Source organism: Mesorhizobium sp. ZC-5, assembly GCF_025753855.1.
Taxonomy (GTDB): domain Bacteria; phylum Pseudomonadota; class Alphaproteobacteria; order Rhizobiales; family Rhizobiaceae; genus Neomesorhizobium.
The window spans coordinates 1-12,388 of record NZ_JAOWPT010000002.1; the positions used below are offsets into that span (position 1 = coordinate 1).

The 12,388-nt window shown below is 57.8% G+C and carries 9 protein-coding genes; 2 read left to right on the plus strand and 7 right to left on the minus strand.

What is annotated here, in order from left to right; translation table 11 throughout:
- A partial coding sequence (locus OHD58_RS03130; RefSeq protein ID WP_263802679.1) for a DUF5801 repeats-in-toxin domain-containing protein occupies window positions 1-2,528 on the minus strand: 2,528 nt, incomplete at its 3' end.
- A 305-nt stretch (window positions 2,529-2,833) separates the two neighbouring features.
- On the opposite strand from OHD58_RS03130, the gene OHD58_RS30685 reads away from it, so the two are divergent.
- A complete protein-coding gene (locus tag OHD58_RS30685; RefSeq protein WP_412177155.1) occupies window positions 2,834-3,814 on the plus strand; it encodes a transglutaminase-like cysteine peptidase in 981 nt (326 codons plus the stop codon).
- Between the two features lie 335 nt (window positions 3,815-4,149).
- Here OHD58_RS30685 and OHD58_RS03145 read toward each other — a convergent pair whose 3' ends face one another.
- The 4 genes from OHD58_RS03145 to OHD58_RS03160 form a co-directional block, all read right to left on the minus strand.
- Window positions 4,150-4,785, minus strand: coding sequence for a ribbon-helix-helix domain-containing protein (locus OHD58_RS03145; RefSeq protein WP_263801609.1), 636 nt, complete (start codon window positions 4,783-4,785; stop codon window positions 4,150-4,152).
- A complete protein-coding gene (locus tag OHD58_RS03150) occupies window positions 4,782-6,062 on the minus strand; it encodes an HlyD family type I secretion periplasmic adaptor subunit (RefSeq protein ID WP_263801610.1) in 1,281 nt (426 codons plus the stop codon). Before OHD58_RS03150 ends, OHD58_RS03145 begins: the two co-directional genes overlap by 4 nt.
- A gap of 67 nt (window positions 6,063-6,129) precedes the next feature.
- Entirely contained in the window at window positions 6,130-8,274 is a 2,145-nt protein-coding gene (locus tag OHD58_RS03155) for a type I secretion system permease/ATPase (RefSeq protein WP_263801611.1), read from the minus strand.
- 29 nt (window positions 8,275-8,303) lie between these two features.
- Window positions 8,304-9,791 (minus strand): TolC family protein, encoded by a 1,488-nt coding sequence (locus OHD58_RS03160; RefSeq protein ID WP_263801612.1) that lies wholly within the window; start codon window positions 9,789-9,791, stop codon window positions 8,304-8,306.
- 259 nt (window positions 9,792-10,050) lie between these two features.
- Between OHD58_RS03160 and OHD58_RS03165 the strand changes: the two genes are divergently transcribed.
- Window positions 10,051-10,548, plus strand: coding sequence for a hypothetical protein (locus OHD58_RS03165; RefSeq protein WP_263801613.1), 498 nt, complete (start codon window positions 10,051-10,053; stop codon window positions 10,546-10,548).
- A gap of 122 nt (window positions 10,549-10,670) precedes the next feature.
- Here the strand turns inward: OHD58_RS03165 and OHD58_RS03170 are convergent, their stop codons facing one another.
- Together OHD58_RS03170 and OHD58_RS03175 are read right to left on the minus strand one after the other, a co-directional pair.
- Window positions 10,671-11,456, minus strand: a complete 786-nt coding sequence (locus OHD58_RS03170) for a GGDEF domain-containing protein (RefSeq protein ID WP_263801614.1) — start codon at window positions 11,454-11,456, stop codon at window positions 10,671-10,673.
- A 150-nt stretch (window positions 11,457-11,606) separates the two neighbouring features.
- Window positions 11,607-12,260 carry a L,D-transpeptidase gene (locus OHD58_RS03175; protein WP_263801615.1) on the minus strand — a complete coding sequence of 218 codons (654 nt, stop codon included), beginning with the start codon at window positions 12,258-12,260 and terminating at the stop codon, window positions 11,607-11,609.
- Between the last annotated feature and the right edge of the window lie 128 nt (window positions 12,261-12,388).

Consider the following 12,388-nt stretch of genomic DNA (forward strand, 5'->3'; position numbering starts at 1 on the left):
ACCGAACCGGCACCGTCGGCGCCGAAGGCAGGCGCTGCAAACAGCCCGGCGATCGCAGCCGCCGAGATGATCGCCGGATTGAGGCCATCGCCGTCGCCGCCAAGCCCGGCATTCGATTCATCAAGCAGCGCCGATGCCGTCACCCCGGCAACAGCCGTCGCGTTCGGGCCGTCGTCCTCGAAGCTGATCGCCAGCCCGTTGACGCTGGTCGCCGTGTCGGTGTCGCCGTCGCCGTCGGTCACCGTCTGCACCACCCGGATCGCCGCCGCCGCCGACAGCGTCAGCGCGTCGTCATGCGCTCCACCCTCGGGACCGTCGACCCCATGCTCCAGCGTCGCCGCCTGCGTCACCGTCACCTGGCCGGTCGCCGCGTTGATCGAGATGGTGAAGGCGAGCGTGCCGCCGGCGCCGCCGGCGCGGCCTTCGAACACCGTCGCCGACACCTGCACCAGCAGGATCTCGTTGGCCGCGCCCGACTGGCCGGTCAGCCACAGGCCGGTCGCCGCACCAGCCGTCGCTGACAGCGTGTAGCCGACCGAACCGGCACCGTCGGCGCCGAAGGCAGGCGCTGCAAACAGCCCGGCGATCGCAGCCGCCGAGATGATCGCCGGATTGAGGCCATCGCCGTCGCCGCCAAGCCCGGCATTCGATTCATCAAGCAGCGCCGATGCCGTGACACCCGCGACAGCCGTGGCGTTCGGCACATCATCGATGATTTCGACGTCCAAAGTTGCGGTGGCGCTGGAGCCATCCTCATCCGTTACGACGACTGCAAACGTATCGAAGACGCCACCGTTCTCGCCATTGTTGGCCGGCCCATGTGCCAATGTGTTATCGGTCAGATGATAGGAGTAGCCGACGGTGCCGCCGACAACCTCGCCAGCCGCGATCACCGGCGTGAAGCTTGTGATCGTGAGAATACCCGTTGGTGTGCTGATTGTGCCACCAACAAGAACCCCACCCACGACGACCGTGACACCGTCGATCGTTATCGTATCCAGCCCGTCGACGGTCGAGAGCGTGAAGGTTCCAGATTGAGTGAGCGCTGCTGCGTCGGGTGAAGAGCCTTCGGCAAGATTATCCTCATCGACTCTCAGCTCGCCGCCGACCACATCAAGACCAGTAATGGTCACGCCATCATCAGCGCCGAGGATCGTAATCGTCAGCGTTGTCGTCGATGTATCGCCGTCGCCATCCGTCAAAGTATATGTAAAGACATCGGTCAGCTGTTCGCCAGCGCTTAGACCCTGGACGCGGGGATCGTTGCCAAGGACATACTGATAGCTGCCATTCGATTGCAGGATCAGCATCCCATAGACGCCCGTGACGGAGGCGCCGATGTTTCCATTGGCGCCCGTCGTAGTCCCAGCCACAACCCCTGTCACGGACGCACCATCGGCGCCAGCGGTGTCATTGGTCATGACCGAGCCGATGGCGGTCAGCGGACCGTCTTCCGTAACGCTGTTAAGGTCATGGACGGCAACCGGACCGTCATCGCTGATAAGAATGGAGAAATCGTCGCTCGCGGTATCACCGTTGCCATCGATCACTGTCACGATGAAATTGTCGAACACCGGATCAGCAACGCCGGTCACCCCCGGGTTCTCGTGATCGTTGGTGTTGGAGGTCAACACATACTCAAAGTGGAGTTCGCCGTCGGCACCGCTCCGCGTGATGATCAGTGTTCCATAGAGACCCTGAATGATGCCGCCATTGGTGATGTCGACAATATCTCCAGCTTCGTTGCGAATGGTGATAGAAGCAATCCCATCGTCGCCGGGACTAACATCAATGACCCCCGCTGCGGTGGTGCTACCGCCGCCCGAGCCGATTGAGGTCGGGGTTTTCAAGGCCGACTCGTTAACGATGCCTTCGTCAGCGTCCAGGATGACGCCATCCCGAATAACCTCGACGTCGATCTTCGGGAAATCATTGCGGAGATCGGGGTACAGTTCAGGTTCGTCCAGCCTGCCAAAGGCAAGAGCTGTCGGCGGCAGCAGACCAAGGATTGGGCCTGCGTCGCCAATGCCGGGATTTGGATTGCCAAAATTGCCGCCGTTGCTCTGGGCTTCACCAGCGACCGCCACAAGAATACCGTCGGGACCTGCTGCAACATTAATGCCGTTTGCTTCGAGTGCTGCGGTCAAGGCGATCTGGGGAATTTCGACGTCGTCGATCCAGAAGGTTGGAATGTTGAGCGCCGCGTTCTTGACGATAACGACCGAACCATCGGGCTGCTCAAGCACCAGGTCGCGGCCTTCAATCTTGATCTTTTCGATCGATACACCTTCAGGAAGGTGAACGGCATTGCCCTCTCCGACGATGGCAATCTTCACAGGCTGCGGCGCGGCCGAACTGGCAGCGCCTTCGCCGAGTTGTTGGCCAGTGCCCGCATCGACGGGAGCGGGTTCGCTGTTGTCCTGTGCCACGATCACCGCTGCAGGTGCCGCATCCGGCTGCACCACCTCTGCAGCGTTCATCGCTTCGCTCGCGGCGTTGCCTGCGACGTCAAAATCTTCCATTGCCATGGATTTCAAGCCCCATTCCCGATGATGGGATCCAAGCCCTCAAACTCTGACATTATCAAGTCTTTGTTAACGACGTTCATATAACTGGATATTCGGGCGTCCCAGTTTTTTATAAATGGTTAATATAAGCATATAATCAGATATGCCTATCTTCCCTTGTAGCCATGCGGCTCCGAAATAGAGGGTCAGAAAGTACAGTTTCTAAAATTTTAGAAGAAAAGGTAACTGTAAGTAAATCAAGTCATTTAAGCGATATTTCAGACCGATATATTAGAATTTCCCTTAGTCAAGGGAGATCGTGTGCGGTGAGTATTTTTAAAATAAGCCGAAAATACTGCGAACAAATAGTCGCGAATTCCTGCTCAATCTTCGTGGCATTACTTGCCATGGTGGTGGTAGGACATGCTGGACCGGCGCAGGGCACCGTCGATCCGCACATCGATGTCCAGTTCTGGCCGGCATCCTGGTCGTTGCCAACCATTCATCCCGACCACGTCTCAAGCCCCGATGACGATTCAGCAAACCCAACGCCCGCTCTCTGGCGCTATGTCACGCTTAGTCATCATTTGAGTGACGCCACATCTGCCACCGCCCGGCAAGAACGGATACAAACAAACACCTCGACAGCCGGACCGTTCGGATCGGTCCTGCTCCGCATCGCCAGTCCGCCCACCCTAGGTCGGTGGGGCCCGATTTCTGAACAAGTCGCAATCAGCCCGGTAGATACCTGTTCGCAGGCCAATGGCTGTTCACTTATCGAACGGCGCCTCGCCGCCGCTATAGCGATGGCGAAAGGGGTCGGCTTCGCGCAGCGCCTTGCCATCATAAATGCAAAGGTCAATCAGCTGATTCAATATGAATCCGACTATTCCGCTTATCGGGTTGCCGATCACTGGGCCGGGCCAGGTGAAACGTTGGCCAGGGGCCGGGGAGACTGCGAAGACTACGCTATTTTGAAAATGGCCGCCCTGCGGGCCGCCGGCGTGCCGGTCAAAAGTATGTCGATGGTTGTGCTCTTGGACCGCCAGCGTAACCTCTTTCACGCTATTTTGTTGGTAAGCACCGATAAAGGCCGCTTCGTGCTCGATAATCTTCGTAACACCGTCGCGATGGACACCGAGTTTGCGGATTATCAACCGCTCTTTTCGATGAGCGAGGATCGGGCGTGGATCCACGGGGTCAAGAAAGGCTCGAGCCTAACCGTTGCCGGCAAGATGGACTTCGTGTCGGTAGCGCCCGGAACAGGTGCTGCGGCGGAGAGCCCTGCCCCACACCGCAGACCTTAAGGCCGGTGCTGCTATCGGCAAGAACATGGACAGGTCCGTCCGGTGGAAGCTGGCGATCATGCCGTCGGGTTTGAGATTGCCGCTCGCCTGCACCATGACCGCCGAACGATCTGTGCACCAAAGCCATCGGAACGGGCTTGTTCGTCTCAAAGCTGCGTCGGACATATAGGCGCGCCTCCGCGCAGGCGGTACCACCATTGAGTATAGCTTCCAGTTGGACGATAGCCTCGACTGCCTGGATACCTATCTGTAATCCGACCACAATGCCGGGACACCGTTGCAACAGGGCACGTTGCAGCAACCGCGGCGACCATGGACACACTTCCCGCCATCGATCAACTCGACGAAACGTATCCCAGTATGATCGTCTGAGCTTTCGATGGTGCGATGACGGCGTTCAGGCGGCCGCGAACCCTTTGGTCTTCCACTGCCAGGATAAAGCCGGTCGATATGGGCCGGTTCCCATTCTCTTTGAGGGTTCGAACAAGTTCTTGAATTTGAACCTCCAGCGAAAGCCGCAGTCCCGGGCCCATCGTGCCTGCACTCACTCTTGGAAATTTCGACTGAATGAAAAGCAGAAACGGCTGGTTGGAATAAAGAATCCGCTTGTCTTCAGTGAGAGCAAATGTCGGCACGGGCGATACCTGAACGAGGCTATCGATGACGTGGACGCCCAGCTGACTTTGAGCTGCGTCGAGTTGCGCGCGCAGCCATTGCAGGCACAGGACGCGCAGAACGGATGTGATGTTGGCGCCTTCTCGAAACTCGGCCTCCGATTGATGGACAATATCACCAAGCGTTCGCCCTTCGGCGACGCTAAGTTCCTTCAGCACGTTCCAGTAGATCTTTTCGAGCCTGATACCGCGTCGATCCGGCCCAACCTTAACCGCTCGAAAGATAGGCGTGTAGTCACCGACTCGGGCTTGATCAGAGCCGCCCACGTCGGACGAGGTCTCAGGCAGGACGGTCATCGTTCGCGCAGGGCCTCGTCTTTTGCCTTGTTGATCGGTTTCAGCAGATAATGAAGGATCGTCTTGTGTCCGGTCATAATGTCGACCGAGGCGATCATTCCCGGAATTATCGCATAGGTGCGGCCATCTTTGACCAGTTCCGATTTCGCGGTTTTAACGCGGACCTGATAGAACGTTTCGCCCGAGTTCTGGTCGACAAGACTGTCGGCCGTAATGTTCGACACTTCTCCTTCGATGCCACCATAGATGGAGAAGTCATATGCGCTGATCTTGACCAGCGCCGGCTGCCCTGGCCGCACGAAGGCAATGTCACGCGGCGAAACCCGGGCCTCGACCAGCAAGGTTTCGGACGTGGGCACAACGCCGCCGATCACCGAGCCGGGCTGCACATAGGCGCCAATGGTGTTCACGTCGAGCGTGTTGATGACACCATCCACCGGTGATCGAATATCGGTTCTCGCCACGCGGTCCGAGGCGCCGCGGATGGTTTCCTCGATGACGGAAAGTTCTGAAAGCGCCTGGGTTTTCTCGGCCAGCGCTTCCTGCTGAAGCTGCAGCCCCAGTTCGTCCACCTGCAGAGAGGCTTCGCTTATGGCCGCTTTGATGCGATCGATGGACTCCTTTGCGAGCTGAAGTTGACCGGTTACCTCAGTCAATTCCTTCTGCACACGAATGAGGTCTGTCTGAGCCACAAGCTTGCGTTTGGCCATCGGCGCAATCAGATCCTCTTCGCGCTGCGCGATTTTAAGGTTCTCCTCCAGGCGTGAAATATTGGCATGGGCTTCGTCGAGTTCTTTCATGCGCTGCTGGCGCCGCTCCTCAAGCACGGACAGCTTGTTGCGGAAATTGTCGCGCCGGGCACGCAGCAACTGATTTTCGTTCTCACATATCTGCGGTGACGTCTTGGCAATGGCTTCAGGGCAATCGAGGTCGGACTTGAAATCTCCCGCCATCTCGATTTCGAGCCGGGCAATCTGCGTCTGGAGCGCGCGCGAGCGGGCAACCGATTCCCCTAGCGACGCCGTTGTGGAGGTATCATCGAGCCTGATGATCAGGTCGCCCTTGCTCACCACTTGCCCCACTTGAACGGCGATCTCCTGGACTACACCAGGCTCGGTCGACTGAACGATCTGTGTTTTCGAGACCGGAATCACCTTGCCGTCCCCACGGGTTATTTCATCTATCTCCGTAACGGCAGACCAGGCGATGAAAGAACCAATGAGGAGGATAATCACCGCGAGGGCGAGCCTCGCAAAGAGCGGAGGCCTCTCAATCATAGGAGACCTCCGTCGTCATGGCCGGCAGGCAATGACCGAAATGTGTCAAACGATCGCGGCTGCGACATCAGCTTGTAGCCATCACTTTCTTCTGAAGTTCCTCGATCACCGTCCTTTTGGGGCCGTCAGCAACCACTCGTCCTTGGTCGATGACGATGAGGCGGTCGACAAGCTCAAGCATGCTGTATCGATGCGTGGAAATTACCACCGTGGTGGTGCGGTCGAAAGCTTGTGAAAGCTTTCCAATCAACGCCTTTTCGCTCGCCAGGTCCATCGCGCCGGACGGCTCATCAAGAAACACGATCTTGGGATTGGCAAGCAGCAGTCTGGCAATGGTGACGGCCTGTTTTTGTCCACCTGAAAGGTTGTTCCCCCGTTCACCGACCGGCATGTCATAGCCTCGCGGGTGCCGCGATACAAAATCGTCGACGCCCGTCGCTCTGGCTGCCTCAACGATCTCGCTGTCGCTTGCCCCGCTTCGACCCATAAGCAGATTTTCTTTGACCGTACCCGAAAAGAGGTCGGTTGACTGTCCAGCAACGGCCACCGCTGCACGGATGACGGCAGGGTGATATTGCCTGGCATCGATGCCGTCGATTGTAAGCATCCCGCCGGTTGCTGGATAAAGCCCGCCGAGCAGGCGGCCGATGGTTGTCTTTCCCGACCCAATGCGGCCGATGATGCCAACGCGTTCGCCGGGCGATACCGAAAAGTTCAGACCGTTGAGGACCTTGTAATCGGAACCCGGATAGACAAAATCGACGCCTCTGAAGCCAAAACTTCCTGCGGTGATCTCTCGGTTGACGAAGCCGACGGTGTTCGGCCGGTCCTCGGGCTGTGCCATGATGCCATTGAGGATGCGCAGGGAGAGATTTGCCTGTCGCAGGCGAGCCAACGTCAGAGCGATCTGCCCCAGCGGCGCCACCGCCCGGCTGGCAAGCATGACGGAGGCGATGATCGCCCCGGTCGAAAGGTTGCCTTCCGAAAATTCATATGCGCCCCCAACGACAATTCCCACCGCCACCAGCTGCTGGACCAGCTGCGTCCAGTTCCCGGCACTGGACGATAGCTGCTTTATGTCTTCGGAGGTGCGCGCGGCGTTTTTGGATAGTTCCCGCCAGCGTCGGAGCAACTGCGCCTCAGCACGCAACGCCTTGACGGTCTCGATCGTCGAAATCGTTTCAACAAGTAGCGATTGTCTTTGCGCTGCCTCGTTGGCGGCCGCGGCGACGCGGCGCCCAATCCTGAACTGCGCGATCAACCCGATAAACAACGAAACCAAAAAGGCGACGGCGGGAATGGCAACCAGCCAGCCCGCCAGAACGTAAATGACGATTAGAAATATGAACACAAAGAAGGTGTCGATCAGCACGGAAATAGTATTCGAGGTGAAAAACTCCCGAACAAATTCATACTGGGTCACCCTGCTGGCGTATTCTCCGGTCGACATGGGCCGTGCGCTGAGCGAGGTGTTGAGGACTTTCTCAAACAACAAATAGGACAATCTCAAGTCGGCTTGGCGGCCTGCATAGTCGATCAGCGCCGCACGGGCAGTCTTGAGCAGGAGGTCAAACAGGATGGCCAGCGCCACGCCGCTCGCCAGCACCCATAGCGTTGAGACGGCCTTGTTGGGCAGCACCCGATCATACACGTTCATCGTGAAGAGCGGCGATGCCAGCGCCAGCAGATTGATGAACAATGCCGCGAGCGCCACCTGGAGATAGGTTCGCCAGAACGGTACCAACGTATCGACAAGCCAGTGCCGCCGCTCGATCTGCGGCGCCGTGCCTGACACAGCACCATCGCCCACATTCAGGTAAACAACGGAAAACGACAGGACGGCTCGGATGTCCAATCTGAGAAGATCGGCAATGTTCGCCTTTTCCGGCGAATCGAGCAGCGTAACAAAAGACCCGTGCTCGGTTCGATCGAGAAGCGCGATCGCGTATCCATCCGCAAGCAACAGGAGTGCCGGCAGCACCAGGCGGCCCGTGACCATGTCGTTGATGCGCTGTTGCCGCGTGTCCAATCCAATCTTGTCAGCCAGATGACTGACGTCTTCGATTGTCACGGCCGTTTCATCGAACGGCACGCCTGAAAAAAGCGCTGTGGGCGAACTCGGGCGCCCAAGGAAGACCGCTATCTTCTGGAATGCTGACTTGAAATCTTCAACAGCCGGCCCGCCACCGCGCCGCGCTTCTGAATAACCCACCAAACCCCACCAGTTCGCTTAGATAGCCCTCAGTTCTTTTTCCTTATCGGCGCAAGCAGATCGAGCGGCAGTTCGTTGGTCTGCCTGGTCGGCAGGCGCCGGTATGTCTCCGTCGGAGCCGTTTCGGGTACGTCGAATTCCGTGCGCGCATACGCCTTGCTCTGTTTTGGCCCCTCCAGATTGAAGGTGCTCAGGAGCTGACCGGTTGCTGCAAGTATGCGGTACTCCGCAAAGCGTGACGCATACTGGGATGTCTTGGCCAGCACATTGACGTTGTAGCGAGTGTTTTGCGCACCAAGCACGTCGAGCAACGACCGTTGGCCGACCACCATCTGTTCCTGGTAGGAGCTGACCAATCCGGCATTTGCATTCGCCTGGGCACGAAACGTCTGTGCAAGGTCGGCCTGCTTGATCCGGCGGTCCCAGGAAATACGCACCGCTTCCTCGACCTCCCGGTACATCTGATGCAGCACAAGACGCTGTTCACTCGCACGCCGAATCTGTTCCTGCTCGTTCGCGACGTCTATTCCACCGCGATAAAGGTTCCAGCGGGCAACCAACCGCGCCTCGAAATCGTTGGTTCGACCGATGGAACCGTCAATGTCGTTGCCGACCTTCGCGCGTCCTTCCGCGAACACTTCCGGGAAATAGCTGGAACGGGCGGCATCGACCTGTGAATCGGCCGCATCGATGTCAGCGTTTGCCACATGAATCCGTGGATTGTTTTGGCGGGCAATTCCAATTGCCTGGTCCAGCGAGTCCGGCAACCGCGACAGCACGGATGCCGGCATCTGTGGATCGGTCAGCGGCTTGCCGACCAACTTGTAAAAACGAATCCGGGCTGCTTCGATCTCTTCGGTCGCTTCCTCGAGTCGAGCATTGGCGGCCAGAAGCCGCTCCTGCGCCTGTAGGCGGTCGGCTTCCGTCAGGGTTCCGCCGGCGATCAGCGATCCGATGTCATTTGCGATCTTTTGGTGAGCACTGACGTTGCGGCGAGACTCCGCGACGATTTCCGCCTGCAGCATGAACTCGAGATACTCGCGCACAACCTGAAGGCCGATCGCCTCCGAACGTTCCAATATACGGAACGACGCACCGTCAACCCGCGACGCTTGACGCTCGAGTTCAGCGCGGCGACCTCCCCCGTCGAACAATTTTTGCGTCACGCTGACGCCGATGTCCGTCGGATAAAGCGGGTCGTCCTCTATGCCGATGGCGCGACGGCTCAGATTGTCGAGACCACGCGCTCCGACCGAACCCTCTAGGTCAACACTGGGAAGATAAAGACCCCGCGCCTGACGCAATTCAAATTCAATCGCTTCCCGGTTCTCCACGGCCTGGCCGATTTCCGGGTTCGCCTCAACTGTGACGGCAAGCGCCTCCTTGAGTGTCAAAGCAGAGGCGATCTGCGGCGCGGTTATTATTCCAACCGTTAGACATGCTGACTGCAGCAAACGCTGTTTGCTCATGCCCCATCCCACCATTACAAGCCCCATTTTCTTCTTGGCCGCCTTCATATACCAAGAAACCTAATATTCTGGAATTCTTAATATGCCAAGTTGCAGCCCCGAATCCATACTTTTCGTAAAACAATGGTCGCGATCAGGGGATGGTATGGAGAAGAAGCAGCTTTATTCGAGCTTGTTGCAGATGGGCAACAGCCCAGCTATCTGAAATACCGCGTCGCAGTTTTAGGCCAATATCGGCAGCTGGCGCATTAAGCCCAGATTAATACGATCCAAGTATTCTGGGCGCATGGAACATTCCGTCCGCCGAATGGCAATGCTTCTTGCGTTTCCGGGATTCTTCTTGGCTCTCTTTCTTACAGAAAGGCTGGCTACCCACGCGCTCGCGCTGTACCCGGCAAGCCCATTCCTGTGGCGCGCCTCGCTGGAATTGCGGGCCCTGTACGGGGAGTTTTCAAATCGTCTCGATCTTCTCAGCGGCTATACGTTGTGGATTCAAATCGTTTTCATAAGCGCGCTGTTTCTCTCGCTCTTTCTTGTCGCGCAAACAAAACGGGGCCCGGCCGTCTGCTTCCTGGCCAATCATGTGCTGGTGCTTGCAGGGGCATTTGCAACTCTGATTGCCAACAACTTCATGGTGGCAAGTTTTGACGTGGCGGGGCAGACACCTGATTCAGTGTTCTTTGCCTTGGATTTTCACCTCAATCTCCCTCAAGTCGTCGTGCTGGTGACTGGAATTGCCGGATCTCTGTACTCGCACGTCGTTGTCCTGTCTGCCGCTCGCAGAGATCAAAAAATCCGCGCTTGAGGCGGTAGCTGCAACCGTGCTGGGATACTCAGGGCTGACGGTTCCGGCCAACTTCCATCTTGGAAAGAACCTGACGCAAAGGGCCCGCGCACTTGACCCCGCGCCGTGTCGCATCCCCATCGTCAATGCAGTCCGGCGGACCCCGTAACCTGGCTGACCGGAGCGGCATCGTACTCGATGCGGTCGCCTCCGCTGAGCTTTGCTTCATCCAGTTGGTGATCGGCAGCCATGATGAGCTTGTCGAATGCAACGGGATGCTCGAAGAACGCCACTCCGCCGCTGATTGTGAGCGTCACGGGATTACCCTCGGGTTCAAATACAACCCCGGTCACGGCACGGCGTATCCGTTCGGTCACATCCTTGGCGTTCTCTACGCTTGCTCCGGGAAGGAATACAGCGAACTCGTTACCGCTGATGCGGCCGACGATGTCACCCAGTCGTACCGATGACCGGATAGCGCTGGCGATGATTCGCAGGGCCTCATTTCCCCATTCGTGCCCGAAGCTTTTATTGATCGCCTTCAGACCGTCGGCGTCGAGCACAACAAGCGCTCCCCCCGTCCGAATCCCCCTGCGCTCGCGCTTGCTGAAATCCTCGACAAACGTTGCGAAGGCAGTGCTGTTGAGGGTCGATGTCAGGCTGTCGAGCGACACGGCTCGGTTGAGTTGCTGTTTGAGCCGCGCGATCTTGCGTGTTGCCAAGGTAATCGCCGAAAAGAGCGGAACGCCAAGAACAATCGGCACCAGGATGGCGCTGATCAAGCTTTGGCGAAACGGATTGACGTCTTCGCGGAAGAACAGGAGGTAATGCGCGAGGACCGAAACGGCCAGGCAGGCGGCTGTTCCCGCGACAACGAAAAGCACGCCGTGCAAACGATCGCTGCGGAGGAATTGCAAAACGTTGATCATGCATCTGCCCCGATTTGAAAAGCAGATATGACGTATCGGTTTCGTATGAAACGAGCGTTGCGCCAAACCCATGCATTTGAATGATCCGGCCCGAAGTCGAATTTCACTTCCGTCCGGAATGACCGGAGACGTGACCGCATCAAGCTTCGACTACCGAACAATCACTTTTGTTCCAATCTGGACTTGGTTGAAAAGCTCAACGATATCATCGTTCGCCATGCGGATGCAGCCGGAGGACACAGCCTGACCGATCGACCATGGCTGATTCGTTCCATGTATTCTAAACAGGGTTGACCCAAGATAAAGCGCGCGCGCGCCAAGTGGATTGTCTGGGCCACCTTCCACGTAGCTGGGCAGGGTGCGCCCGTTGGCCGCTTCCCTGTCAATCATCTCGGGAGGCGGCGTCCAGCCGGGCCATTCTGCCTTTCGCGAAATCCGTTCCGCACCGCGCCAGGTAAACCCTTCTCTACCGACGCCTATCCCGTAGCGGATTGCGGTTCCGTTTCCCAAGACGCGATAAAGCCTCCTTGCGTCCGTATCTACGACGATCGTGCCAGCGGACAGGTTTTCGGAGAATGGGACGATCGCTGGCACAATTGGCGAGGCGTTCGAGCGCAGGGCTCTGGGTTTGATTGCAACGCTTCGTTTTACCCATTTGCCGGTTGCGGGATCGAATTGCCGGACTGTTTGTGAGGCACTCGTTGCCGGCGTTGACCAGACAGGCAAGCTTAACGCCACCAGAAGCAGCAACACTCCTGACTTGAGGCGCGACTTCCGATGGTTCAGACCCATGTTTGATGACATTCCCGCCTCCGAGTTCATCCCAGAGCGTAGCGCTGCTGCGACACGCACTCATCGTGAAACCCGATTCTACCGGACGAAGTGGCTGTTCGACAATGGAAGCCGCAGGCGCTGATTTTTGGGACTGTCCT

Excerpts from the sequence above, each read along its gene's own strand:
- OHD58_RS03165 (WP_263801613.1), top strand. The coding sequence starts at position 10,051 with ATGGCAATGCTTCTTGCGTTTCCGGGATTCTTCTTGGCTCTCTTTCTT.
- OHD58_RS03175 (WP_263801615.1), bottom strand. The coding sequence starts at position 12,260 with ATGTCATCAAACATGGGTCTGAACCATCGGAAGTCGCGCCTCAAGTCA.
- OHD58_RS03145 (WP_263801609.1), bottom strand. The coding sequence starts at position 4,785 with ATGACCGTCCTGCCTGAGACCTCGTCCGACGTGGGCGGCTCTGATCAA.
- OHD58_RS03150 (WP_263801610.1), bottom strand. The coding sequence starts at position 6,062 with ATGATTGAGAGGCCTCCGCTCTTTGCGAGGCTCGCCCTCGCGGTGATT.
- OHD58_RS03170 (WP_263801614.1), bottom strand. The coding sequence starts at position 11,456 with ATGATCAACGTTTTGCAATTCCTCCGCAGCGATCGTTTGCACGGCGTG.
- OHD58_RS03160 (WP_263801612.1), bottom strand. The coding sequence starts at position 9,791 with ATGAAGGCGGCCAAGAAGAAAATGGGGCTTGTAATGGTGGGATGGGGC.